The 25,694-nt window shown below is 70.0% G+C and carries 19 protein-coding genes; 13 read left to right on the forward strand and 6 right to left on the reverse strand.

Annotated elements, in window-relative coordinates; genetic code table 11:
• The 5 genes from meaB to DES41_RS34105 all read left to right on the forward strand — a co-directional run bounded on the left by meaB (nucleotide 1) and on the right by DES41_RS34105 (nucleotide 6,594).
• Nucleotides 1-1,014, forward strand: a complete 1,014-nt coding sequence (gene meaB / locus DES41_RS34085) for a methylmalonyl Co-A mutase-associated GTPase MeaB (protein ID WP_114472198.1) — start codon at nucleotides 1-3, stop codon at nucleotides 1,012-1,014.
• 26 nt (nucleotides 1,015-1,040) lie between these two features.
• The gene (locus DES41_RS34090) at nucleotides 1,041-2,573 is read left to right on the forward strand and encodes an acyl-CoA carboxylase subunit beta (protein ID WP_114472087.1); all 1,533 of its coding nucleotides are present in this window, start codon (nucleotides 1,041-1,043) and stop codon (nucleotides 2,571-2,573) included.
• A 135-nt stretch (nucleotides 2,574-2,708) separates the two neighbouring features.
• Nucleotides 2,709-4,757 carry an acetyl-CoA carboxylase biotin carboxylase subunit gene (locus tag DES41_RS34095; protein ID WP_114472088.1) on the forward strand — a complete coding sequence of 683 codons (2,049 nt, stop codon included), beginning with the start codon at nucleotides 2,709-2,711 and terminating at the stop codon, nucleotides 4,755-4,757.
• A 296-nt stretch (nucleotides 4,758-5,053) separates the two neighbouring features.
• Nucleotides 5,054-6,118, forward strand: a complete 1,065-nt coding sequence (gene bioB / locus DES41_RS34100) for a biotin synthase BioB (protein WP_114472089.1) — start codon at nucleotides 5,054-5,056, stop codon at nucleotides 6,116-6,118.
• On the forward strand, nucleotides 6,115-6,594 hold the full coding sequence (locus DES41_RS34105; protein ID WP_114472090.1) for a VOC family protein: 480 nt from the start codon (nucleotides 6,115-6,117) through the stop codon (nucleotides 6,592-6,594). The genes bioB and DES41_RS34105 overlap by 4 nt, the downstream gene beginning before the upstream one ends.
• On the opposite strand, the gene DES41_RS34110 is transcribed toward DES41_RS34105, so the two are convergent.
• Together DES41_RS34110 and DES41_RS34115 are read right to left on the reverse strand one after the other, a co-directional pair.
• Nucleotides 6,591-9,620: a hybrid sensor histidine kinase/response regulator gene (locus tag DES41_RS34110; protein WP_114472091.1), complete on the reverse strand. Its 3,030-nt coding sequence runs from the start codon at nucleotides 9,618-9,620 to the stop codon at nucleotides 6,591-6,593. The two genes, DES41_RS34105 and DES41_RS34110, sit on opposite strands and share 4 nt — an antisense overlap.
• Nucleotides 9,621-9,675: 55 nt before the next feature.
• Nucleotides 9,676-10,188: a putative pterin-binding protein gene (locus tag DES41_RS34115; RefSeq protein WP_114472092.1), complete on the reverse strand. Its 513-nt coding sequence runs from the start codon at nucleotides 10,186-10,188 to the stop codon at nucleotides 9,676-9,678.
• Nucleotides 10,189-10,405: 217 nt separating this feature from the next.
• Here DES41_RS34115 and DES41_RS34120 point away from each other — a divergent pair, with 217 nt between their 5' ends.
• The 3 genes from DES41_RS34120 to DES41_RS34130 are packed head-to-tail and all read left to right on the forward strand — an operon-like array spanning nucleotide 10,406 to nucleotide 15,089.
• Nucleotides 10,406-12,211, forward strand: coding sequence for an FAD-dependent oxidoreductase (locus DES41_RS34120; protein WP_114472093.1), 1,806 nt, complete (start codon nucleotides 10,406-10,408; stop codon nucleotides 12,209-12,211).
• Nucleotides 12,208-14,037, forward strand: a complete 1,830-nt coding sequence (locus DES41_RS34125; protein WP_114472094.1) for a 2-oxoacid:acceptor oxidoreductase subunit alpha — start codon at nucleotides 12,208-12,210, stop codon at nucleotides 14,035-14,037. The genes DES41_RS34120 and DES41_RS34125 overlap by 4 nt, the downstream gene beginning before the upstream one ends.
• Nucleotides 14,034-15,089, forward strand: coding sequence for a 2-oxoacid:ferredoxin oxidoreductase subunit beta (locus DES41_RS34130; protein WP_114472095.1), 1,056 nt, complete (start codon nucleotides 14,034-14,036; stop codon nucleotides 15,087-15,089). The genes DES41_RS34125 and DES41_RS34130 overlap by 4 nt, the downstream gene beginning before the upstream one ends.
• Here DES41_RS34130 and DES41_RS34135 read toward each other — a convergent pair.
• Complete coding sequence (locus DES41_RS34135) at nucleotides 15,070-15,333, reverse strand: hypothetical protein (RefSeq protein WP_114472096.1); 264 nt, start codon at nucleotides 15,331-15,333, stop codon at nucleotides 15,070-15,072. The two genes, DES41_RS34130 and DES41_RS34135, sit on opposite strands and share 20 nt — an antisense overlap.
• Nucleotides 15,333-17,663, reverse strand: coding sequence for an FdhF/YdeP family oxidoreductase (locus DES41_RS34140; RefSeq protein ID WP_114472097.1), 2,331 nt, complete (start codon nucleotides 17,661-17,663; stop codon nucleotides 15,333-15,335). Before DES41_RS34140 ends, DES41_RS34135 begins: the two co-directional genes overlap by 1 nt.
• A gap of 162 nt (nucleotides 17,664-17,825) precedes the next feature.
• Here DES41_RS34140 and DES41_RS34145 point away from each other — a divergent pair, with 162 nt between their 5' ends.
• The 5 genes from DES41_RS34145 (at nucleotide 17,826) to DES41_RS34165 (ending at nucleotide 23,439) form a co-directional block, all read left to right on the forward strand.
• Nucleotides 17,826-18,914: a substrate-binding domain-containing protein gene (locus DES41_RS34145; protein ID WP_114472098.1), complete on the forward strand. Its 1,089-nt coding sequence runs from the start codon at nucleotides 17,826-17,828 to the stop codon at nucleotides 18,912-18,914.
• A gap of 107 nt (nucleotides 18,915-19,021) precedes the next feature.
• Nucleotides 19,022-19,246: a hypothetical protein gene (locus DES41_RS34150; protein ID WP_114472099.1), complete on the forward strand. Its 225-nt coding sequence runs from the start codon at nucleotides 19,022-19,024 to the stop codon at nucleotides 19,244-19,246.
• Nucleotides 19,247-19,533: 287 nt separating this feature from the next.
• Nucleotides 19,534-20,151: a flavodoxin family protein gene (locus DES41_RS34155; protein WP_114472100.1), complete on the forward strand. Its 618-nt coding sequence runs from the start codon at nucleotides 19,534-19,536 to the stop codon at nucleotides 20,149-20,151.
• Nucleotides 20,152-20,165: 14 nt separating this feature from the next.
• Nucleotides 20,166-21,443, forward strand: coding sequence for a phospholipase D-like domain-containing protein (locus tag DES41_RS34160; protein WP_114472101.1), 1,278 nt, complete (start codon nucleotides 20,166-20,168; stop codon nucleotides 21,441-21,443).
• 199 nt (nucleotides 21,444-21,642) lie between these two features.
• Nucleotides 21,643-23,439 (forward strand): thiamine pyrophosphate-requiring protein, encoded by a 1,797-nt coding sequence (locus DES41_RS34165; protein WP_114472102.1) that lies wholly within the window; start codon nucleotides 21,643-21,645, stop codon nucleotides 23,437-23,439.
• A 9-nt stretch (nucleotides 23,440-23,448) separates the two neighbouring features.
• On the opposite strand, the gene DES41_RS34170 is transcribed toward DES41_RS34165, so the two are convergent.
• The gene (locus DES41_RS34170; RefSeq protein ID WP_245966010.1) at nucleotides 23,449-24,792 is read right to left on the reverse strand and encodes an erythromycin esterase family protein; all 1,344 of its coding nucleotides are present in this window, start codon (nucleotides 24,790-24,792) and stop codon (nucleotides 23,449-23,451) included.
• Between the two features lie 362 nt (nucleotides 24,793-25,154).
• Complete coding sequence (locus DES41_RS34175; protein ID WP_114472103.1) at nucleotides 25,155-25,523, reverse strand: response regulator; 369 nt, start codon at nucleotides 25,521-25,523, stop codon at nucleotides 25,155-25,157.
• Nucleotides 25,524-25,694 lie beyond the last annotated feature (171 nt).

Below are 25,694 nucleotides of genomic sequence, written 5' to 3' on the forward strand. Positions count from 1 at the left end.
ATTTCCACCACCTCCTGGGCCGAGCCGCTGCTGCGGGGCGAAGGGCCGCAGCAGCGCCGCGCCATCGCCAAGGCCATCACGCTGCTGGAATCCACCCGCGCCGACCACCGCGCGCAGGCCGACGAACTGTTGACCGCGCTGCTGCCGCACACCGGCCGCGCCTTCCGCCTGGGCATCTCGGGCGTGCCTGGCGTCGGCAAGAGCACCTTCATCGAGGCGCTGGGGCTGTTCCTGATCGCCCAGGGCCACCGCGTGGCGGTGCTCACCATCGACCCGTCGTCCACCGTCTCGGGCGGCTCCATCCTGGGCGACAAGACGCGCATGGAGCAGCTGTCCGTGCACGAGCGCGCCTACATCCGGCCTAGCCCATCGTCGGGCACGCTGGGCGGCGTGGCCGAGAAGACGCGCGAGGCCATGCTGGTCTGCGAGGCCGCGGGCTACGACGTGGTCATCGTCGAGACCGTGGGCGTGGGCCAGAGCGAGACGGCCGTGGCCGGCATGACCGACATGTTCGTGCTGCTGCAGCTGCCCAACGCGGGCGACGAACTGCAGGCCATCAAGAAGGGCGTGATGGAGATCGCCGACCTGGTGGTCATCAACAAGGCCGACATCGACCCAGACGCTGCGACGCGCGCGCAGGCGCAGATCACCTCGTCGCTGCGGCTGCTGGGCATGCACGGCAGTGCCGGCCACTCGCTGCACGACGAGAGCCTGTGGCGCCCACGCGCCATGCAGCTCAGCGCCCTGCGCAACGAAGGTGTCGACCGCTTCTGGGAGAAGGTCGCACAGTTCCGCACCTTGCAGACCGCCAACGGCCGGCTGGAAGCCCGGCGCCAGAAGCAGGCCCTGGCCTGGATGTGGGAACGCATCGAGACCGGGCTCAAGCAGGCCTTCCGCGGCCATCCCGCCGTGCGCGAGCAGTTGCCCGGCATGGTGGCCGCCGTCACCGAAGGCCGCATCGCCGCATCCACCGCCGCGCGCCAGCTGCTGGCCAGCGCATCCGTATCGACGTGAAGAGACACAACCGCTAGAGGAGTGACATGCAGGACATCCTGGAACAACTGGAACAAAAGCGCGCGCAGGCGCACCTGGGTGGTGGGCAGAAGCGCATCGACGCCCAGCACAAGAAGGGCAAGCTGACCGCGCGCGAACGCATCGAGCTGCTGCTGGACGACGGCACCTTCGAGGAATGGGACATGTTCGTCGAGCACCGCTCGGTGGACTTCGGCATGGCCGACAACAAGATTCCGGGCGACGGCGTGGTCACGGGCTACGGCATGATCAGCGGCCGGCTGGTCTTCGTGTTCAGCCAGGACTTCACGGTGTTCGGCGGTGCGCTCTCCGAAGCCCATGCCGAGAAGATCTGCAAGGTCATGGACCAGGCGATGAAGGTCGGCGCACCGGTCATTGGCCTCAACGATTCGGGCGGCGCCCGCATCCAGGAAGGCGTGGCCTCGCTGGGCGGCTATGCCGATGTGTTCCAGCGCAACGTGATGGCTTCGGGCGTGGTGCCGCAGATCAGCATGATCATGGGCCCCTGCGCGGGTGGCGCCGTGTACTCGCCGGCCATGACCGACTTCATCTTCATGGTGAAGGACTCGAGCTACATGTTCGTCACCGGCCCCGAGGTGGTGAAGACCGTGACCCACGAAGAGGTGACGGCCGAGGAACTGGGCGGCGGCATCACGCACACCACGCGCTCGGGCGTGGCCGACCTCGCGTTCGAGAACGATGTCGAGGCGCTCATGATGCTGCGCCGCCTGTACAACTACCTGCCGCTCAACAACCGCGAGAAGCCGCCGGTGCGGCCCAGCAACGACCCGGCCGATCGCCAGGACATGAGCCTGGACACGCTGGTGCCCGAGAACGCCAACAAGCCCTACGACATGAAGGAGCTGATCACGAAGACCGTGGACGACGGCGACTTCTTCGAGATCCAGCCCGAGTACGCCAAGAACATCGTCGTCGGCTTCGCGCGCATGGAAGGCCAGACGGTGGGCATCGTCGCCAACCAGCCGCTGGTGCTGGCCGGTTGCCTGGACATCAAGAGCTCGATCAAGGCCGCGCGCTTCGTGCGCTTCTGCGATGCCTTCAACATCCCGGTGATCACCTTCGTCGACGTGCCGGGCTTCATGCCGGGCACCAGCCAGGAGTACGGCGGCATCATCAAGCACGGCGCCAAGCTGCTGTATGCGTACGCCGAGTGCACGGTGCCCAAGATCACCGTCATCACGCGCAAGGCCTACGGTGGCGCCTACGACGTGATGAGCTCCAAGCATCTGCGCGGCGACGTCAACTTCGCCTGGCCCAACGCCGAGATCGCGGTGATGGGTGCCAAAGGCGCGGTGGAGATCATCTTCCGCGAAGACAAGAGCGACCCCGTGAAACTGGCCGCACGCGAGGCCGAGTACAAGGCCCGCTTCGCCAACCCCTTCGTGGCGGGCGCGCGCGGCTTCATCGACGACGTGATCCTGCCGCACGAGACGCGCAAGCGCATCTGCCGCTCGCTCGTGATGCTCAAGGACAAGAAGCTCGAGAACCCGTGGCGCAAGCACGGGAACATTCCTCTTTGATCGGCCCGGAGCGCAACAACATGTTCAAGAAAATCCTGATCGCCAATCGCGGAGAAAACGACCGCGCAGCGGGCGTTTCAACACATTGCATGGCACGCGCAGCGTGCGCAGGCGATTGCGTAGCGGAGACAAGCCATGTTTAAGAAGATCCTCATCGCCAACCGCGGAGAAATCGCCTGCCGCGTCATCAAGACGGCCAAGAAGATGGGCATCGCAACCGTCGCCGTCTACTCCGACGCCGACCGCTATGCCCGCCACGTGGAGCTGGCCGACGAGGCGGTCCACATCGGCGCCGCACCTTCGCGCGAGAGCTACCTGCTGGCCGACAAGATCATCGCCGCCTGCAAGCAGACGGGCGCAGAGGCCGTGCACCCGGGCTACGGCTTCCTGTCGGAGAACGAGGCCTTTGCCAAGCGCGTGGAGGAAGAGGGCATCGCCTTCATCGGCCCCAAGCACTATTCCATTGCGGCGATGGGCGACAAGATCGCCTCCAAGAAGCTGGCCAACGAGGCGAAGGTCAACACCATCCCGGGCTGGAACGACGCCATCGCATCCGCCGAGCGCGCGGTGCAGATCGCCAAGGACATCGGTTACCCCGTGATGATCAAGGCCAGTGCGGGCGGTGGCGGCAAGGGCCTGCGCGTGGCCTTCAACGACAAGGAGGCGCTGGAGGGCTTCACGGCCTGCCAGAACGAGGCGCGCAACAGCTTCGGCGACGACCGCATCTTCATCGAGAAGTTCGTCGAGCAGCCGCGCCACATCGAGATCCAGGTGCTGGGCGACAGCCACGGCAACGTGATCTACCTGAACGAGCGCGAATGCTCGATCCAGCGCCGCCACCAGAAGGTCATCGAGGAGGCGCCGTCGCCCTTCATCTCCGACGCCACGCGCAAGGCCATGGGCGAGCAGGCCGTGGCGCTGGCCAAGGCCGTGAAGTACCAGAGCGCCGGCACGGTGGAGTTCGTGGTCGGCAAGGACCAGGACTTCTACTTCCTGGAGATGAACACGCGCCTGCAGGTGGAGCATCCGGTGACCGAGTGCATCACCGGCGTGGACCTGGTCGAACTCATGATCCGCGTGGCGGCAGGTGAGAAGCTGCCGCTCACCCAGGCCGACGTGAAGCGCGACGGCTGGGCCATCGAGTGCCGCATCAACGCCGAAGACCCGTTCCGCAACTTCCTGCCCTCCACGGGCCGGCTGGTGCGCTTCGCGCCGCCGCAGGAAACCATGTTCGCGGCCGACACCGAGCACCTGCAGGGCGTGCGCGTGGACACCGGCGTGCAGGACGGCGGTGAGATCCCGATGTACTACGACTCGATGATCGCCAAGCTCATCGTGCACGGGCGCGACCGCAACGAGGCGATCGCCAAGATGCGCGAGGCACTGAACGGCTTCATCATCCGCGGCATCAGCAGCAACATCCCGTTCCAGGCCGCGCTGCTGGCGCACCCCAGGTTCGTCGCAGGCGACTTCAACACCGGCTTCATCGCCGAGCACTACGGCCTGGGCTTCCATGCCGAGGACGTGCCGCACGCCGAGCCCGAGTTCCTGCTGGCACTGGCCGCCTTCGCCAACCGGCGCTACCTGGGCCGCGCCAGCGGCATCAGCGGCCAGATGGCGGGCCACGGCCTCAAGGTGGGCCAGGACTTCGTGGTCGTGGCGCTTGGCGCAGACGGCCACCACAAGGCCACGCCCGTGCGCGTGACCAGCTACGAAGGCCAGACCGGCAGCAGCACGGTGCAGGTGGGCGCGCGCAGCTATGCGCTGGCCAGCGACAGCCGGCTCGGCGCGATCCGGTTGGCCGGTACCAGCAACGGAGAGCCGTTCAGCGCCCAGGTCGAGCGCGGCACGCCCAAGAACACGCTGGCGATCCGCGTGCAGCACAACGGCACGCAGCTCGATGCGCTGGTGCTGTCGCCGCGCGGAGCCGAGCTGTTCACGCTGATGCCCTACAAGGCGCCGCCGGACATGAGCCGCTTCGTGCTCTCGCCCATGCCGGGCCTCCTGGTGGAGGTGGCGGTGCAACCGGGCCAGAAGGTGCAGGCCGGCGAGCGCGTGGCGGTGATCGAGGCGATGAAGATGGAGAACGTGCTGTTCGCCGCCGCCGACGGCGTGGTCGGCAAGGTGCTGGCCAACAAGGGCGAAAGCCTGGCCGTGGACCAGCCCATCGTCGAGTTCGCCTGACACCGGGCCCGGTGGGCGCACAAGTGCGTCCATCTCCCGGCGGCCTGGGCCGCTGCCCCGTGCGGTTCGCTGCACGTTCGGCGCCGAAAGACGGACGTTGGCGCGGTGCCGACATGGCCGCGCCCAAGCTCTGCGAACGAGGGCTCAACGCCGTGCTTCGTCGGCGATCGTCCTCGTGCATTTGGACGGTCTTGGCAGCACGGGAAAGAGGCCGACTTTCTGCGCCCGGAGACTTCCCAGGCGCCGCCAGCGCCTCCCACAATCGCCGCAGATCCCGTTAAACCAGGAAGGACGCGATGCCTCAAGAATCCCTGTTGACCCCACCCGAATCGGTCGCGCACGCGCAACCTGTGCATTTCGCGCCGCCGGTCCGCCGCGCGCAAGTTGCCGCCTCGGCGCCCCAACGTTGGCGCGTCGAAGACGTGCAGGCCCTGCTGAACCTGCCGTTCAACGAACTGCTGTTCCGCGCCCAGACCGTGCACCGGGCGCACTGGCCGGCAGGCGACATCGAACTGGCCACGCTGCTCTCGGTCAAGACCGGTGGCTGCCCCGAGAACTGCGGCTACTGCCCGCAGTCGGCCGGGTTCGACACCGGCGTGCAGGCGCAAAAGCTGATGTCGGTCGACGAGGTCCGCCACGCGGCCCAGGCTGCCAAGGATGCCGGTGCCACGCGCTTTTGCATGGGAGCGGCCTGGCGCGCGCCCAAGGACCGCGACATCGAGAAGGTGGCCGAGCTCGTGCGCACCGTGAAGGACCTGGGCCTGCAGTCCTGCGCCACGCTGGGCATGCTGGAAAAGCACCAGGCCGTGGCCTTGCGCGACGCGGGCCTGGACTACTACAACCACAACCTGGACACCGCGCCCGAGCACTACGCCGCCATCGTCGACACCCGCAGCTACCAGGACCGGCTGGACACGCTGGCCCATGTGCGCGCGGCCGGCATCAGCGTGTGCTGCGGCGGCATCGTGGGCATGGGCGAGACGCCGGTGCACCGCGCCGGCCTCATCGCGCAGCTGGCCAACCTGGACCCGTACCCCGAATCGGTGCCCATCAACAGCCTCGTGCGCGTGCCGGGCACGCCGCTGGCCGACGCAGAGCCGATCGATCCGCTGGATTTCGTGCGCGTGATCGCGGTGGCGCGCATCACCATGCCGACGGCGCGCGTGCGCCTGTCGGCCGGCCGCCAGCAGCTGGGCGAACCGGTGCAGGCGCTGTGCTTCCTGGCCGGCGCCAACTCGATCTTCTACGGCGACAAGCTGCTCGTGACCGGCAATCCCGATGCGGATGCCGACCGCCGGCTGCTGGACAAGCTGGGCTACGCCACCCGCCCCATTTCCATCGAACAGGACGAACACGCATGAGCACGAACAACCGACCCTTCCGCGTGCTGGGCATCCAGCAGATCGCCATCGGCGGCCCCGACAAGCAGCGCCTGCAAAAGCTCTGGGTCGAGATGCTGGGCCTCACGGTCACCGGCAACTTCCGCAGCGAGAGCGAGAACGTCGACGAGGACATCTGCGCCATCGGCAGCGGCCCCTTCAAGGTCGAGGTCGACCTGATGCAGCCGCTGGACCCCGAGAAGAAGCCGGCCGTGCACACCACGCCGCTGAACCACGTGGGCCTGTGGATCGACGACCTGCCCAAGGCCGTGGAATGGCTCACCGCCCAGGGCGTGCGCTTCGCGCCGGGTGGCATCCGCAAGGGCGCGGCCGGCTACGACATCTGCTTCCTGCATCCCAAGGCCAATGAGGCCTTCCCGATCGCGGGTGAGGGTGTGTTGATCGAACTGGTGCAGGCGCCGCCCGAGGTGGCCGCCGCGCTGGCGCTGCCGGCCTAAGTCCGCACGGTGGCGGGCAGGGCATCGCGCAACTGCTGCGCGGCACTGCCGAAGTCGAAGTCGCCGATGGCGCTGGCCATGCCTTCGTAGCGCTCGCCCAGCGCCGGGCGCAGCAGGGCGGCATTGCGCTGGAGCAGGTCGATCGCATCGGCATCGTCCTGCTCCAGCAGGGCGAGCAGCCGCTCGGCCAGCGGGCGTACGGTGTTCCAGTCGAACGGCCCGGCCGCGGCAGCGGCTGGCGGGGCCATGGCCTCGCCGGCCTCCAGCGCCTGGCGCAGCGCTGCGACGAGCGGGCCGCACAGCGTCTCGCAGGCGGCCAGCAGGCGGTCTTCCTCGGCCGCGTCGCGCAGCGGCTGGCTCAGGATGTCCTCCGCGGCCTGGGCGGCCTGCGCCAGTGGGCCGGCGCCGATGGTGGCCGCCGTGCCCTTGAGCGTGTGCAGCAGGCGCTGCGCCTGGGTGCGGTCGCCCGCAGCCAGCGCGGTGCGCGCCTTGGCGATGGCCTGCGCCTGGCCATCGACGAAGCGGCGCAGCAGGCCGTCGTAGGTGCTGCGCCGCTGCAGCACACGGCGCAGGCCGGCGGCGGCGTCCAGGCCAGGGATGCACAGCAACGCGTCGTCGGCCGCCAATGCGGCGTCCGGGGCCGGTGCGGCAGCCGGCGCGGCCCGTGCTACCGCGCGTTCGCGCCGGGGCAGCCACTGCAGCAGCTGGGCGTAGAGCTCGTTCGGATCGATCGGCTTGGCGATGTGGCTGTTCATGCCCGCGTCCAGGCAGCGCTGGCGGTCGCTGGCCATGGCGTTGGCCGTCATGGCCAGCACGGGCAGCTGCTGCCAGCGCGGGTTGCGGCGGATCGCGCGCGTGGCCTCCAGCCCGTCCATGACCGGCATCTGCATGTCCATGAGCACCAGTTCGTAGGGCTTGGCGGCGAGCCGGTCGAGCGCCTGCTGGCCGTCCTCGGCCACCTCGACCTGGATGCCCACCGCCTCCAGCAATTCGGTGCCGATCTGGCGGTTCAGGTCGTTGTCGTCGACCAGCAGCACCAGCGCGCCGCGCAGGGGCGCCAGGTGCGGCGCGTCGGACTGCAGCGCCGCGCGCGGGACGGGCTCGGTGGCGGGCTGGGCCACCGACAGGGCGCGCATCGCGGTCTCGAACAGCAGCGAGGGATTGACCGGCTTGACCAGCAGCAGCTCCACGCCCACGCGCTGCGCGTCCTGCAGCACTTCCTCGCGGCCGTGCGCCGTGACGATCACCGGCGTCGGCGGGGAGGCAAGCAGCGCCAGTTCGCCGGCCAGTTCGATGCCGTCCATGTCCGGCATGCGCCAGTCCAGGAAGGCCACCTCGAACGGCCGGCCGGCCTGCTGCGCCGCGCGGGCGAGTGCGAGCGCCTCGGCGCCGCCCGCGGCCTGCACCACGCTGCAGTGCATCTGCTCGAGCATGGTGCCCAGGATCTCGCGCGCGGTGGGGCTGTCGTCCACCACCAGCACGGAGCGCCCGCGCAGGTCGGGGATCGACAGCCGCGGCGCTTCGGCTTGCTGGCTGAGCAGCAGCCGCGCGGTGAACCAGAAAGTGCTGCCCTGGCCTTCGCGGCTGTGCACGCCGACCTCGCCACCCATGAGCTCGGCCAGCCGCTTGGAGATCGCCAGGCCGAGGCCAGTGCCGCCGTGCTTGCGCGTGGTCGAGCTGTCGGCCTGCTGGAACGACTGGAACAGGTGGGCGCTTTGTTCCTCCGTCATGCCGATGCCGGTGTCGTGCACCTCGGCGCGCAGCAACACGGCGCCGTCGGCCAGCACTTGGTGGCGCACCCGCACCACGACCTCGCCCCGCTCGGTGAACTTGATGGCATTGCTGGCGTAGTTGATGAGGATCTGGCCCAGGCGCAGCGGGTCGCCGCGCAGCCGGCGTGGCAGCAGCGCGCCCTCGGTGTCGAACACCAGTTCCAGGCCCTTGGCCGTGGCCTTCTCGCCGACCAGGTCGGCCACGCCGTCCAGCACGTTCTGCAGGTCGAAGTCCACGCTCTCCACCTCGAGCTTGCCGGCCTCGATCTTGCTGAAATCCAGGATGTCGTTGATGAGGTCCAGCAGGTGCTGGCCCGAGCGCTGGGTCTTGCGCACGTAGTCGCGCTGGCGCGCCGTGAGCTCGGTGCGCAGCATCAGGTGGCTCATGCCGATCACGGCGTTGAGCGGCGTGCGGATCTCGTGGCTCATGTTGGCCAGGAAATCGGACTTCATCTGCGAGGCCTGCTCGGCACGCGCCTGCGCCTGGCGCAGGGCGCCTTCCTGGGCGCGCAGGCTGTCGTTGGCCTCGGCCAGCGCGGCGGTGCGCTCCTGCACGCGCCGCTCCAGCGCTTCCTCGCTGCGCTTGAGCGAGGCCACGAGCTCGCCCTGCGCCGCGAGCGCTTCGGCGCTGGCGCGCTGGCGGGCCGCGAACTGGCGCGCCATGGCGCCGGCCAGCAACAGCGTCAGCACGCACTGGAAGGCGGTCAGCATGCCGGTCTGCAGGGTCTGGGCCTGCACCTCGCGGTTGCGTTGGTCGGTCAGCTCCCCCGAGGACTGCGTGGCCGCCAACGACATGTCGCGCACCGGCGAGCGGATCGCCAGGTACTGCTCGCGCAGCGCCTGCAGCGCCGCGCGTGGCTGGCCCGCCGCGGCGTTCGGGCCCAGCACCTGGTCGCCCGCGGCGATGAAGCGGCGCAGCTCGTCCATGCCCTGCTGGTAGGCCGGGTCCTCGCGCATGAGCTCGTAGGCCGTGCCTTTGTCCACCGCGCCCACGCGGCTGATGAACACGTCGTAGCGCAGCTGCAGCTGGCTGTGCGGCATGGCAGCTGCGTCCAGCAGGTGGGCGTTCAGCGCGTGGTCGAAGCGCTCGTACTCGACATTGAGCTGCGCGAAGGTCCACAGCGCATTGATGTCGCCGCGGCGCATCACGTCGTCCAGCGCCCGGTACTGCCGGTATTGCAGGACGCCGATGGCGATGTAGACCAGCACCAGGCTGGCGATCAGCAGGCGCAGGAGGCGTTGGCTGCGCGGCATGCGAAGGGGGAAGGAGCCGGGCGGCGCCCGGCCGTCGGTGGTGCGTTCGGTGGCGTCACTGCACCTGCAATTGGTGCAGCTGCCAGGCCGAACGGTTGTAGAAGGTCTCGGCCTTGAGTTCGGCCTTGCTGTCGAAGGGGTAGACGATGAACAGCGGGCCCTTCTCGCGCACCGGCATGGGCTTGTCGTTGAGCAGCCGGGCCACGATCACGTCGTAGCGGGCGGCGTCGGTGAACGGGATGTCGGTCTTGTAGTCGTTGAGCGCCACGGCCACGAGCTTGCTGCCGGTGGCGCCGGCCGCGGCCAGCACGTCGCGCAGCAGCGGGCCGGTGAAGCGCGTGGGCCCGGAGTGCCAGGGCGTGCTGGTCGAGAAGCTGTGCTGCGGCAGCTTCTCCAGCATCGCCATGTCGAAGACGGCACGCGGGCCGGCGTTGGGCTGGCCGACCTTGCCGCTGATCGTCAGGACGACCTCGCCGGCAGGCTTGTCCAGGGCTGCGGCCCAGCCCGGGGCCCAACAGGCACCAAGGAGCGCGAAGATGCGAAACAGCTTGGCCAGGGACTCGGTCATTGGGCAACCTCGTGCAGAAAAGGGGTGCGGCGCCGCTTCGGCGTTTCAAGGCGTTACTGCGCGCAACTATAGCGAATACCGGGCCGAATTGGCGCGCCAGGCGTGCGTTTGCACAGGGGCCACGGGTGCGGGATTCACCGTAGGCAAGCCACGGGCCCCGCGCGTAGACTGGTCTGACCAGTGGGCCACCGGCACCGCTGGGCAAGGAGACAAAAGATTGCAGCCAACGCAAGTAGCCAGTCCGTCTTATTTCCACAAAGTCGTCGACTGCCAATGGGCCTGCCCTGCCCACACCCCCGTTCCCGAGTACATCCGCCTCATTGGCCAAGGCCGCTACGCCGACGCCTACATGGTGAATTGGGCCTCCAACGTGTTCCCCGGCATCCTGGGCCGCACCTGCGACCGGCCCTGCGAGCCGGCCTGCCGGCGCGGCCGCGTGGAGGAGGCCAGCCAGGAGCAGCCTGAACCGGTGGCGATCTGCCGGCTCAAGCGCGTGGCGGCCGATATGAAGGGCGAGGTGGCGCACCGCATGCCCCAGGCCGCGCCGCGCAACGGCAGGCGCGTGGCCTGCGTGGGCGCCGGCCCGGCTGCGCTGACCGTGGCGCGCGACCTGGCGCCACTCGGCTATGCCGTCACGGTGTTCGATGCCGAGGCCAAGGCGGGCGGCTTCATCCGCACGCAGATCCCGCGCTTTCGCCTGCCCGAGGAGGTCATCGACGAGGAGACCGGCTACGTGCTGGATCTCGGCGTGGAATTCCGCGGCGGCGAGCGTGTGGACTCCATGGCCGCGCTGCTGGCGCAGGACTTCGACGCGGTCTTCGTGGGCTGCGGTGCGCCGCGCGGGCGCGACCTGGACCTGCCGGGCCGCCAGGAGGCCGCTGCCCACATCCACATCGGCATCGACTGGCTGGCTTCGGTCTCGTTCGGCCATGTCACGCAGATCGGGCGCCGCGTGCTGGTGCTGGGCGGGGGCAACACCGCCATGGACTGCTGCCGCTCGGCCCGGCGCCTGGGTGGCGCGGATGTGAAGGTCGTGGTGCGCAGCGGCTTCGACGAGATGAAGGCCTCGCCCTGGGAGAAGGAGGATGCGCAGCACGAGGGCATCCCGATCCTGAACTACCACGTGCCCGTGGCTTTCGAGCACGAGGCCGGCCGGCTGACCGGCATGCGCTTCCAGATCGTGCGCGCCGAGGTCGACGCGCGCGGCCGCCGCCAGTTGGTGCCCACCGGCGAGCCCGAGGTGCTGCTGCCCTGCGACGAGGTGCTGATCGCGGTGGGGCAAGAGAACGCCTTCCCCTGGATCGAGCGCGACACCGGCATCGCCTTCGGCGAGAACGGCCTGCCGGCGCTCGATGCGCAGACCTTCCAGTCCTCGTTGCCGCAGGTCTTCTTCGGCGGCGACGCCGCGTTCGGCCCCAAGAACATCATCACGGCCGTCGCCCACGGGCATGAGGCCGCGGTGTCCATCGACCGCTTTCTGCAAGGGCAGGATGTGCAGGCCCGCCCGGCCGGAACCAGCAACCTGGTGTCCACCAAGATGGGCATCCACGAATGGAGTTACGACAACGCGGTGGCGCCCGAGGCGCGTTTCAAGGTGCCATGGGCCAAGGCCGAGGTCGCGCTGGCCAGCATCCGCGTGGAGGTCGAACTCGGCTTCGACGCTGCCACCGCCTTCAAGGAGGCCCAGCGCTGCCTGAACTGCGACGTGCAGACCGTCTTCGCGCAGGAGGCCTGCATCGAGTGCGATGCCTGCATGGACATCTGCCCGATGGACTGCATCAGCTTCACGGCGCCGGGCGAAGAGGAAGACCTGCGCGGGCGCCTGAAGGTGCCGGCGCTGCATCCCGAGCAAGACCTCTACGTCTCCGACCCGCTCAAGACCGGGCGCGTGATGGCCAAGGACGAAGACCTGTGCCTGCACTGCGGCCTGTGCGCCGAGCGTTGCCCGACCGGGGCCTGGGACATGCAGAAGTTCCTGTTCAAGACGGCGCAGGCCGGCGCGTGCCAGGGAGCCCACGCATGACCTCCATCGCGGCCATCAACGACTTCGTCGTCAAGTTCGCCAACGTCAACGGCTCGGGCTCGGCCTCGGCCAACGAACTCTTCGCCAAGGCCATCCTGCGCATGGGCGTGCCCGTGAGCCCGCGCAACATCTTCCCGAGCAACATCCAGGGCCTGCCGACCTGGTACGAAGTGCGCGTCAGCGAGGCCGGGCACCTGGGCCGGCGCGGCGGCATCGACATGATGGTGGCGATGAACCCGCAGACCTGGGCCGACGACCTGGCCGAGATCGAGCCGGGCGGCTACCTGTTCTACGACAGCACCCGGCCGGTGCCGCCGGAGCAGCTGCGCACGGACATCACCGTCATCGGCATGCCGCTGACCGAGATCGCCAACGCCGTCTACAGCGATCCACGCCAGCGCCAGCTGTTCAAGAACATCATCTACGTGGGCGCGCTGTCGGTGCTGCTGGACATCGAGCCCCAGGTCATCGTCGACCTGTTCGGCGAGCAGTACAAGGGCAAGGAGAAGCTGCTGGCCTCCAATGTGCGCGCGCTGCACCTGGGCCGCGACTTCGCGCAGGAGCATCTCCAGGCGCCGCTGCCGATCCGCGTGCGCCGGGCCGACCGCGTGGGCCGGCGCATCTTCGTGGACGGCAACAGCGCCGCGGCGCTGGGCTGCGTGTACGGCGGAGCCACGGTGGCGGCCTGGTACCCGATCACGCCCTCGTCCTCGGTGGCCGAGGCCTTCCAGTCCTACTGCACGAAGTTCCGCGAAGACAAGGAAACCGGCGAACGCCGCTATGCCATCGTTCAGGCCGAGGACGAGATCGCCTCCATCGGCATGGTGGTGGGCGCGGGCTGGAACGGCGCGCGCGCGTTCACGGCCACCTCGGGCCCCGGCGTCTCGCTGATGACCGAGTTCATCGGCCTGGCCTACTTTGCCGAGATCCCCGTCACCATCGTCAACGTGCAGCGCGGCGGCCCTTCCACCGGCATGCCCACGCGCACGCAGCAGGCCGACATCCTGGCCTGTGCCTATGCTTCCCACGGCGACACCAAACACGTGCTGCTGTTCCCCGAAGACCCGCGCGAGTGCTTCGAGCATGCCGCCGCCGCGCTGGACCTGGCCGACCGCCTGCAGACGCCGGTGTTCGTGATGACCGACCTGGACATCGGCATGAACCAGCGCCTGTGCGAGCCCTTCGTCTGGGAAGAAGGCCGCGATTACGACCGCGGCAAGATCATGACGGCCGAGATGCTGGAGGCCGGCCGCGACTTCGGGCGCTACAAGGACGTGGACGGCGACGGCATTCCCTGGCGCACGCTGCCCGGCACGCATGCGAGCAAAGGCAGCTACTTCACGCGCGGCACCACGCGCGACGCCTATGCGCGCTACTCCGAGCGCGGGGCCGACTACACCTACAACGTCGAGCGGCTGCTGCGCAAGTTCGCCACCGCCGCCGACCTCGTGCCGGCGCCGGTCGAGCGCGCAGCGGCCCAGGCCACGCCGCTCGGAGTCATCTACTTCGGCTCCACCAGCCCGGCCATGGACGAGGCCCTGGAGCAACTGGCGGCAGCGGGCGTGCACGTGGACGCGCTGCGCCTGCGCGCCTTCCCATTCCCGGCGGCGGTGCGCAGCTTCATCGCTGCGCACGAACGCGTGTTCGTGGTCGAGCAGAACCGCGACGCGCAGATGCGCAGCCTGCTCGTCAACGAGCTCGACGCCGACCCCGCGCGCCTGGTGCGCGTGCTGCACTTCGACGGCACGCCGATCACCGCGCGCTTCATCGCCCGCGCCATCACCAACGCCAACGCTGCCCAACGCCAGCCGGAGACCGCTGCATGACCTACCTGGCCAAGCCCCGTTTGCACCATCCCTCGCTGGCCCCCAACAAGGTCGGCTACACGCGGCGCGACTACGAAGGCAAGATCTCCACGCTGTGCGCCGGCTGCGGCCACGATTCGATTTCCGCCGCCATCATCCAGGCCTGCTGGGAACTCGACGTGGAGCCGCACCGCGTGGCCAAGCTCTCGGGCATCGGCTGCAGTTCCAAGACGCCCGACTACTTCCTCGGCGCCTCGCACGGCTTCAACACCGTGCACGGCCGCATGCCCTCCGTGCTGACCGGCGCGCAGCTGGCCAACCGCGAACTGCTGTACCTGGGCGTGTCGGGCGACGGGGATTCGGCGTCGATCGGCCTGGGCCAGTTCGCGCATGCCATGCGGCGCGGCGTGAACATGGTCTACATCGTCGAGAACAACGGCGTCTACGGCCTGACCAAGGGCCAGTTCTCGGCCACGGCCGACCAGGGCTCCAAGAGCAAGAAGGGCGCGGTCAACCACGACAGCCCGATCGACCTCGTGGGTCTGGCGCTGCAGCTGGGCGCGACCTACGTGGCGCGCGGCTTCTCGGGCGACAAGGCGCAGCTGGTGCCACTGATCCGCGGCGCCATCGGCCACCGCGGCGCGGCCTTCATCGACGTGGTGAGCCCCTGCGTGGCCTTCAACAACCACGCCGGCAGCACCAAGAGCTACGACCATGTGCGCGAGCACAACGAAGCCGTGAACCGCATCGACTTCATCCGCCTGGCCGACGAGGTCCAGGCCGAGCCGGCGCCCGGCGAGCTGCTCACGCTGCCGCAGGGCGACGGTTCGCTGCTGCGCCTGCGCAAGCTGCGCGCCGACTACGATCCGGGCGACCGGGCCGCTGCCCTGCAGCACGTGGTGGCGCAGCAGGCGCGCGGCGAGCTGCTGACCGGCCTGTTGTATGTGGACGGCGGGGCCGAAGACCTGCACGCCATGCTGCAGACCAGCCAGACGCCCCTGAACCGCCTCGGCGCGCCGGCCCTGTGCCCCGGCGCCAACGCGCTCGACAGGATCAACGCGGGCCTGCGCTGAGCCGGGCCCGCCCCGCGGGCGTGATGTGGGCGACCCAGCGCTCGTCCAACTGCTCCACGCGCGCCCAGCCCGGGCCGCGCACGCCGCCGATGGCGGCATCGCCCATCAGCGCGAGCTCGCGCATCAGCACGCTGGCGCCCAGGCCCAGGCGCTTGCCCAGGCGCGGCAGCGACAGGCCGTCATCCAAGGGCGCAGCGGCCAGCTCCTGCAGGATGCGGGTGGACAGCGCGGCGCCGTCCTGCATCAGGCTGCGGCAGTGGTCGCGGCGGCCGGTTCGGCGGCGGCCGGCGCGTGCGGCGTCAGCAGCACCGGGATGGCCTTGGAGGTCGGCGTGCCCGCCGCGATGGCCGTCGCCGACAGCGGCACCAGCGGATTGGTCTCGGGATAGTAGGCGGCGAGGCTGCCGCGCGGAATGTCGTAGGCCACCAGCTTGAAGCCATCGGCCCGGCGCGCCTGGCCGTCGTCCCAGACGGTGTGGATGTCGACCCAGTCGCCATCCTTGAACCCCAGCGCGCGGATGTCCTCGGCGTGGATGAACACCACGCGGCGCTGGCCGAAGACGCCGCGGTAGCGGTCGTCCATGCCGTAGATGGTGGTGTTGTACTGGTCGTGCGAGCGCGTGGTCAGCAGCGTGAAGACGATGGTGCCGCGCGCCTTCTCGCTGCGCCGGGCGCGGTGCACGGGCGTGTCGCGCGGCACGGCATGCGGGAAGAAGGTGGCCTTGCCCGTGGGCGTCTCCCACACACGCTCGCTGGCCGTGTTGCGCAGGCGGAAACCCCCCGGTTGCGCCACGCGGGCGTTGAAGTCCTTGAAGTCGTCGAACACGGCCTCGATCTTGTCGCGGATGCGCGCGTAGTCCTCCACCAGCCAGAGCCAGGGCGTCTGGCTGCGGCCCTGCAAGGTGGCAGCCGCCAGCCGCGCCACGATGGCCGGCTCGGACAGCAGGTGCTCGGAGGCCGGCGGGTTGATGCCCAGCGAGATGTGCACCATGCTCATCGAGTCTTCCACCGTCACGCCCTGCGGGCCTGTCGCCTGCATGTCGATCTCGGTGCGGCCCAGGCAGGGCAGGATCAGCGCCTCCTTGCCGTGCACCACGTGGCTGCGGTTGAGCTTGGTGGCCACGTGCACCGTCAGCGCGCACTGGCGCAGTCCGCGCCAGGTGGCGTAGGTGTCGGGCGTGGCGGCCGCGAAGTTACCGCCCAGCGCGAAGAACACCTTGCCCTGGCCATCGAGCATGGCCTGGATGGCCTCCACCGTGTCGAGCCCGTGGCGGCGCGGCGGCTCGAACCCGAACACCTCGGCCAGCCGGTCCAGCAGCGCGGCAGGGGGCTTCTCCCAGATGCCCATGGTGCGGTCGCCCTGCACGTTGCTGTGGCCGCGCACCGGGCAGAAGCCCGCGCCGGGCCGGCCCACGTTGCCGCGCGCCATGAGCAGGTTGCCCATCATCTGGATCGTGGCCACCGAGTGCTGGTGCTGGGTGATGCCCATGCCCCAGCAAAAGATCGCGCGCCCGGCGGCGATGTAGATGTCGGCCGCCTGGTGGATCTGTTCACGCGTGAGGCCGGCCTCCTGGACGATCGCGTCCCAGGGCTCGGCACGCACATCGGCGGCCAGCGCCTCGAAGCCCACCGTGTGCTCGGCGATGAAGGCACGGTCCAGCACATCCTCGCCTGCGTCCTGGCGCTCGATGAGCCGCTTGAGCATGCCCTTGACGGCGGCGAGGTCGCCCCCGCCCTGCAGCTGGAAGTAGTGCGAGCTGATGGGCGTGGAGCCCAGGGTCGCCATCTCGATCTTGCTCTGCGGATCCTGGAAGCGCTCCAGCCCGCGCTCGCGCAGCGGGTTGAAGCTCACGATGCGCGCGCCGCGCCTGGAGGCCTGGCGCAGCTCGCCCAGCATGCGCGGGTGGTTGGTGCCCGGGTTCTGGCCGAAGATGAAGATCGCGTCGGCCAGCTCGAAGTCGGACAGCTGCACCGTGCCCTTGCCCACGCCGATCTGCGGCTTCATGGCGCTGCCGCTGGGCTCGTGGCACATGTTGGAGCAGTCGGGGAAGTTGTTCGTGCCGTACTCGCGCACGAACAGCTGGTACAGGAAGGCGGCCTCGTTGCTGGCCCGGCCCGAGGTGTAGAAGATGGCCTGGTCCCGATCGGGCAGGGCGTTGAGGTGGCGCGCGATCAGCGCGAAGGCATCGTCCCAGGCAATGGGCAGGTACTTGTCGGTCGCGGCGTCGTAGACCATGGGGTGCGTGAGCCGCCCCTGGTCTTCGAGCCAGAAATCGCTGTGCTGCAGCAGCTCGGCCACGGTGTGGCGCGCGAACAGCTCCGGGCCGGCACGCCGGGCCGTGGCCTCGGCGGCCACGGCCTTCACGCCGTTCTCGCAGAACTCGAAGGTCGAGGTGTGGTTGCGGTCGGGCCAGGCGCAGCCGGGGCAGTCGAAGCCGTCGGGCTGGTTGGCCGACAGCAGCGTCCTCGCGCCCTTGAGGGGAATGTCCTGGCGCAGCAGCGCGTTCTTCACGCTGTTCAATGCGCCCCAGCCGCCGGCGGGGCCCGTGTAGAACGCGATCTTCTGTTCGCTCATAGGATGGAGTTGGCCCCGCGGTGCCGGAGTCCGCCGATGGCAGGCGCCGACAATCCGCGCGGCAGGTGCGTGGGCGGCCATGCTCGCTCCGAACCGCGGGCGCCGCAATATGAAGCCCCGATCCAGTGCATAGGAAGTCGAGTTCATGAAGTGCAATCGCAGATGAAGCAGGTCTCCATCGTTCCCGTCTGGACCATCCAGGATGCGCAGGGCCAGCAGCTGCCGGCGCGCCTGATCGACCTGCTGGTCCAGGTGTCGGAAACGGGCACCCTGCAGAGCGCGGCACGCGTGCTGGGGCTGTCGTACCGCCACGCCTGGACGCTCGTGCGCCAGGGCGAGGCGCTGTTCCAGGCCCAGCTCATGCTGATGGAACGTGGCAAGGGCTCGACGCTGACCGATCTGGGCGCGCGCATCGCCTGGGCCGACCGGCGCATCCATGCCCGGCTGCGGCCGGTGCTGGAGACGCTGTCGTCCGAGCTGGCGCAGGAGTTGCGCGGCGCATTGGAGGAGGCGCCTGCGGCGTTGCGCATCCATGCCAGCCATGGCTTTGCCATCGAGCGCCTGCTCGAGCGCCTGGCCGGCGACGGGCTCAAGATCGCCTTCTCCTATGCCAGCAGTTCGGCCGCCGCCGCCGCGTTGCGCGATGGCGACTGCGATGTGGCCGGCTTCCACATCCCCATCGGCGCGATGGAACCCGTGGCGCTGGCGCACTACCGGCGCTGGCTGCGCGGGCTGGACCTGCAACTGGTGGACATCGCCGTGCGCCGCCAGGGCCTCATGGTGCGCGCGGGCAACCCGAAGGAGCTGTTCGCGCTGGCCGATCTCGCGCGCCCCGGCGTGCGCTTCATCAACCGCCAGCCGGGCTCGGGGACACGCTTCCTGCTGGAGCGCCTGCTGGCGGCCCAAGAGGTCGCCTCGACGGCCATCTCCGGCTTCGAGCAGGGCGAATACACCCACGCGGCCGTGGCCGCGCACGTGGCCAGCGGCATGGCCGATGCAGGCTTCGGGCTGGAGCCACCGGCGCGCCAGTTCAAGCTCGACTTCGTGCCGATCGCGACCGAGCGCTATTTCCTGCTGTGCCGCGCCGACGTGATGGCCACGCCTGCGCTGCAGGCCGTGCTGCAGGCCCTGCGCGACCCGGCGTTCCGGCAGGTCCTGGCGGCGCTGCCCGGCTACGACCCTGCGGCCGCGGGCACGGTGAGCCCCCTGGCCGATGTCTACCCGGCGCTGGCGTCGTCCGCGCCCGAATGAAGGCGTTCGGCGCAGTCGGCCGTCTGCGCACGGCACCTCCGCCAAAGTCCTACAGCCGTTGCCGTCTTCCCTTGGCAAGCCCACCGCGGCTGCGGTAAATTTTCGCCATGCCCATGGACTACCTCCGTTCCATCGAGTATCTGGACCTGCCGCTGCGCGTGGACGACGAGCACGCGGTCCAGTGCATCCGCGTGCTGCGCGCCGCTGGAATGGTCGACGCCACCTTCGTTGCGTCCGAAGTGCCGGGCCGCGAGGTCGCCGCCGTGCAGGCGATCACGACCAAAGGCCGGGTGGCGCTGGCCCAGCACGCCCAGGGAAAGCCATTTCCCTAGGCCCCGCAGCGGGGCCGGGCAGCGCCACCAAGCCCCACGCCAACGCCTTGCTGCGCAGCCGCTGACCCGGACACCGCTGCGGTGGCAACCCGTGGAGGGGCCGGTACAGCACGCGTGCGCGGGCGGCCGACGCGTCCGACGCGCCGCATGGGCCTTGTCCCGCGCTCCGCAGCCGGGCAATTGCCTAAGCTGGTGGTCTACCCGCATCCATGGGAGACCCTGATGGACAACACCAGCAAGCGCACCACGTGGCCCGGGCTGCCACCCTCTTCAGATCGGACCGATCCATGCTCCAGGCCCTCACGCTGAACTGCACCCTCAAGCGCAGCGATCCTGCGTCCCCGTCGTCCACCGCCCGCCTGCTCGGCGAGGTCGAGGCCGAGTGGCGCCGGCTGGGCGTGGCCGTGGAATCCATCCGCGCGGCCGACCTGAACCTGCTGCCCGGCGTCTCGTCCGATGAAGGCGAGGGCGACGAGTGGCCGGCCGTGCGCCGCCGCATCATGGATGCCGACATCCTCGTCATCGGCACGCCGATCTGGCTTGGCCAGCCGTCCAGCATCTGCAAGCGCGTGCTCGAACGCATGGACGCCTTCATCAGCGAGGTGGACGAGGCCACCGGCTACATGCCGACCTACGGCAAGGTGGCCGGCGTGGCGGTGGTCGGCAACGAGGACGGCGCCCACCATGTCTGCGCCGAGGTGTTCCAGGCGCTGGTCGATGTCGGCTTCACCGTGCCGGCCAGCGCCTCGACCTACTGGGTCGGCGAGGCCATGGGCAGCACCAACTACGTGGACCTGGAGCGCACGCCCGAGAAGACCGCCGGCACCACGCGCACGCTGGCCCGGCTCACGGCACACCTGGCGGGATTGCTGAAGGCGTCCGCCTATCCCTCCACCAAGGGCTGAATGCAGGCGAAGCCATGAACGCATGGCCGCAGTGGGCCGCCGGCATCGCGGCCGGCATCGCCGGCGTGCTGCTGCTGGTGCTGTGGTCCGTGCGGCGGCACCGTCCTCCCAGCCTGGGCATGGCCTGCGAGGGCGACATGGCATCGCTGACAGACTCTCTGGCCGGCCTGAGCCTGGGCACGGTGGTGCCCGGAAACGCGGTGGAGCTGGTGCTCGACGATGCCTTCTTCGACGCCGTCGAAGAGCAGATCGGCGCGGCGCGCCACACGGTGCACCTGGAGAACTTCCTGTGGAAGAAGGGCGTGGTCGCCACGCGCATGACCACCGCGCTGTGCAAGGCCGCGCGCCGCGGTGTGTGCGTGCGTGTGCTGCTCGATGGCATGGGCGGCCGGCGCATGGGGCGGGCCGCGCGGCGCGCCTTGCGCGCGGCCGGCTGCCGCGTGGCCTTCTTCCACCGCTGGTCGCTGCGCAACCTCGGGGTGCTGACCGACCGCGACCACCGCAAGCTCGTCATCACCGATGGCCACACCGCCCTCGTCGGTGGCCATTGCTACACCGATGCCTGGCTGGGCGACCACATACCGGCGACAGAGCAACTGCCGGCCTACGACGTCAGCGTGCGCGTGCGCGGCCCCATCGTGCACACGCTGCAGGGCGCATTCAGCGAGAACTGGGCCGGCGAGACCGGCGAACTGTTCGCCGGCGACGCGGTGTTCCCGCCGCTGCAGCCGGCGGGCGCCATCGCCATGCATGCGGCCTATGCCAAACCCGAGCGTTCGGCGCCGGCCGTCAAGATCCTGCACCACGCGGCGATCTGCATGGCGCACCGGCGCATCCAGGTGCAGAACCCGTACTTCATCCCCAAGCCCGAGGCCATCGACGCCTTCGGCGCCGCGGTGCGGCGGGGCGTCGAGGTGCGCGTGCTGATGCCCGCGATCGATGCGACCGACAACCCCGTCGTCAACCTCGCGGCGCGGCGCAACTTCGGCAAGCTGCTGCGCTGCGGCGTGCAGCTGTTCGAGTGCCACAAGGGCCTCATCCACCAGAAGGTCATGACCATCGACGGCAGCTGGAGTGCGGTCGGCTCCAGCAACTTCGACGACCGCTCGTTCGACACCAACGACGAGCTCACGCTGGGCATCCTGGACGACGGCGTGGCGCGGCAACTCGACGCGCTGTTCGAACGCCTGCTGCGCAGCGCCCGGCCGGTGTCGCTGCAGGAGTGGGAGCACCGGCCGCTGCACCGGCGCTTGCAGGAGCACGCCTGCTACTCGCTGCGCCAGGTGCTGTAAGGCAGTTAGGCAGGGAGGCGCGCGCGCACGCCGTGCGCCACCTCCTACAGGGTCATTGGACATCCTGCGGCGCGGTGCGCGCAGTGGCGCGTCTACCGTGAAGGTCCGGCTGCCGGCGCAGTGCCCGCACCGTTGTTCCTGTCCTTCCTGGAGATCCGCCATGCCCACGGTTTCCGAACAGGCCCAGGCCTGAGCCGCCATGAATGTCAGCGACCACCTGCTGCAGCGCCTGCATGAATGGGGCGTGCGGCGCATCTTCGGCTACCCCGGCGACGGCATCAACGGCGTCATGGGCGCGCTCGGCCGCAGCGATGGCGGCATCGCGTTCGTCCAGGCGCGGCACGAGGAACTGGCCGCGTTCATGGCCTGCGCGCATGCCAAGTTCACCGGAGAGGTCGGCGTGTGCCTGGCGACCTCGGGGCCTGGCGCCATCCACCTGCTGAACGGCCTGTACGACGCGCGCATGGACCACCAGCCGGTGGTCGCCATCGTCGGCCAGCAGGCCCGCAGCGCGCTGGGCGGCGAGTACCAGCAGGAGGTCGACCTGCCCAGCCTGTTCAAGGACGTGGCCTCCGAGTTCGTGCAGACCGTGTCGGTGCCGGCCCAGCTGCGCCACGTGGTGGACCGCGCCCTGCGCATCGCCAGCGAGCGCCGCACCGTGACCTGCATCATCCTGCCCAACGACGTGCAGGAGCTCGACGCCGTGCCGGTGCCGCCGCGCGCGCACGGCAGCGTGCGCAGCGGCATCGGCAGCACCCGGCGCGCGCTGGTGCCCGACGATGCGGCACTGGACGCCGCGGCCGAAATCCTGAACGCCGGCCAGCGCGTGGCCATCCTGGCCGGCGCCGGCGCACTGCATGCCACCGACGAACTGGTCGCCGTGGCCGAGCGCCTGGGCGCCGGCATCGCCAAGGCGCTGCTGGGCAAGGCCGCCGTGCCGGACGATCTGCCCTATGTGACGGGTGCCATCGGCCTGCTCGGCACGGCGCCGAGTTCGGACCTCATGAACGGCTGCGACACGCTGCTGATGGTGGGCTCGGGCTTTCCGTATGCGGAGTACCTGCCCGAGGAGGGCCAGGCCCGCGGCGTGCAGATCGACACCGATCCCGCGCGCCTGGGCCTGCGCTACCCGATGGAGTTGAACCTGGTCGGCGACAGCCGCGCCACGCTGGCGGCGCTGCTGCCGCGGCTGCGCCAGAAGGCCGACACCGCCTGGCGCAGCGAGATCGAAGGCAAGGTGGCCCAGTGGTGGCAGGTGCTGGAGCAGCGCGCCATGGCCGAGGCCGAGCCGCTGAACCCGCAGCGCGTGTTCTGGGAACTCTCGCCGCGCCTGCCCGAGGGCTGCATCCTGACCTGCGACTCCGGCACGGCTGCCGTCTGGTACGCGCGCGATCTCAGGCTGCGGCGCGGCATGATGGGCTCGCTGTCGGGCGGCCTGGCCACGATGGGCCCGGCCGTGCCGTACGCGCTGGCCGCCAAGCATGCCTACCCGGACCGGCCGGTCATCGCCATGGTGGGCGATGGCGCCATGCAGATGCTGGGGCTCAACGCGCTGATCGGCGTCGCGGCAAGCTGGCGGCAGTGGAGCGACCCGCGGCTCATCGTCATGGTGCTCAACAACAGCGACCTCAACATGGTGACCTGGGAGCAGCGCGGCACGGCGGGCGACCCGAAGTTCGCGCCCTCGCAGGACCTGCCGCCCTTCGCCTATGCCGAGTTCGCCCGGCAGCTGAACCTGGGCGGCCTGCGCATCGACGACCCCGCCCAGGTCGGCCCGGCATGGGACCAGGCCCTGGCGTCGGACCGGCCGATGGTGCTGGAGATGGTGACCGACCCCAACGTGCCGCCGGTGCCGCCGCACGTGACGGGCCCGCAGGTGCGCGCCTACCTGGCCGCGCTGCTCAAGGGCGACCCGGACGCGCGCCAGGTGATGCGCGCCAGCGCCAAGGAGTGGTGGGCCGGCGTGCGTGCCAGCCTGCGCGGCCAGCGCGACTGACGTGGCCCGCTACACGCCGGCGGGGTAGGTGGCCGGCGCCTCGGCGTCGCGCCAGCCGGTGCCGCGCTCCAGCGGCTCCAGCGCGCGCGTGGTGTCCAGGTGGATCAGCGCGTCGAACTGCGCGCCCAGTTCGGCGTGAAAGTAATGGCTCATGCGCTCCGTCTCGGGCCGGTAGATCACGCCGATGGCGCGTTCGAGCCGCGGCTTGGAGAACACCAGGGGCCGCGCGCCGCGCAGCGGCAGCAGGAAGCGCGCCACGCCGCTGGCGTGCATCACCCCTTCGTGGCTGTCGGGCCGTGCGGGGACGACCTGCATGCGCTGCGCCGCCGCGCCCCAGTCGGACGCGGCCGCCACGCTGCCTGTGTAGGTGCTGAAGCCGACCAGCAGCGCCCTGGCGCCATGGCGCTCGCGCACCAGTTGGCCCAGGTTCATCTCGCCGCGGCGCTGGCCCATCTCGGTGGCCCGCGCGTCGCCCAGGTGCGAGTTGTGGGCCCACACCACGATCTTCGGCCGCGTCTGCCCATGCCCGGACTGGCGCTGCAGGTGTGCCTGCAGCTGGCCCAGGGTCTCGGCCATGTGCAGGTCGCGCAGGTTCCACGACGACACGTCGCTGAGGTACATGGAGCGGTAATAGGCCTCCGCGTTCTTGACCAGGAGCGCGTTTTGCGCCGCGTCGAACGCGGCCTCCGTGTCGGCGATGTCGGGCTGTGCTGCCGCGGCCCGGTGGCGCAGGTCGGCCAGCGTGGCGCGCACCGCCTGCTCGCAGCTGTCGGCGCCGCGCAGGCCCGTCATGAGGCCGTAGACCTGGCTGTCCTCGCCGAAGCGGTCGAAGCAGCCGTAGCGTTCGCGCACCTGCCGCGCCGCCTCGGGGTCGGCCGCCTCCAGATGCGCCAGCACCGCGGCCATGGAGCTGTGCATGCTGTACAGGTCCAGGCCGTAGAAGCCGGTGCGGGCCGGCGGCGGCAGCCCTGCGTTGCGCGCGCGCTGCCACTCGACGAAGGCCACGACCTCGGTGTTGCGCCACATCCAGGTCGGAAAGCGCTTGAAGCCCTCCAGCGCCTGCGCGGCGCTGTTGTCGCTGCCCACGCCGCGCACGTAGCGGTTCACGCGGTAGGCATCCGGCCAGTCGCCCTCGATGGCGACGGCCTGGAACTGCTTCTCTGCCAGCAGCCGCTGCGTGATGCGCGCCCGCTCGCGGTAGAACTCGTGCGTGCCGTGCGAGGCCTCGCCCAGCAGCACCAGTTCGGCATCGCCCACCAGGTCGAGCAACGCGTCGTGCGGGTCGTCCTCGCGCAGGGGGATGGCCAGCGCGCGCACCGCGGCGATGGCATGGGGGTCAGGGAGTTCGGTCACAGCGGCGTCTCCATGGGATGCGACGCCGCGCGGCGCGCGTGGGCGCGCAGCCGGGCAGCGAGGGTGCGTCCGGCGCTCTGGCGGTCGCGGTAGATGGGCGTGGTCATCGGTGCTCTGCGGTGCTGGGACTGCGGCGGGCAAGGCGCGTTCCTGCCGGGGCGCCGCTGCGCGACATGGCATGCCCTGCCGGCTGGCCGCGCGCAACGCAGTGGCCGCACGGCACGCCGGGACGCTGCAAGATCTGCCGCAAATGTTGCAGACCGCCTGGGGCGGCGTGGCAGCAGGACGCGGCTGGCGCCAGAGGGCGGCACAGCCTGCTGCCAGCTGAAGGGCCGGTGCGCAGGCCGCACGCGGCCCGTGTTTCAGGCGCTGTCGCCGTGTTCCAGCGCCGCCAGCAGGCGGTCGAGCTCGGTGGACTTGTCGAAGACGCCATCGACACGCTGGCGCATGCAGCGTTCGCGGATGTCCGGCGTCGCATAGTTCGTGACCACGTACAGGCGCTGGTGCGCCGCGCGCTGCATGAAGGCGCGCGCCACGCCCAGGCCCGAACCTTCCCTCAGGAACAGGTCGACCAGGGCCACGTCCCAGGGTTCACGGCGCATCTGTGCAATGGCCGGCTGTTCGCTGTCGGCCCAGGCCACGACGCAGGCGCCCGCGACGTCCTCGAGCATCTCCGTCATGGTCTGGCGGATGAGCGGGTTGTCTTCGACCAAAAATACGCGTTGCGGCATGGGAGAGAGGCCGCTGTCGTTGGGCAGGCTGGCTTCGGATGATGCTAGGGAGCGGGAAGGGCCGCCCTTGTAGGCGAAGGCACTGTGGGAATGCACGCATCGACCTTGCGCAATGCACCGGTGGCTCCTGAAGACACGGTGCACCGCCGGATGGGGTGCACCGTGCTTCGG

The organism is Pseudorhodoferax soli (assembly GCF_003337555.1).
In the GTDB taxonomy this organism is placed as follows: Bacteria; Pseudomonadota; Gammaproteobacteria; order Burkholderiales; family Burkholderiaceae_C; genus Pseudorhodoferax; species Pseudorhodoferax soli.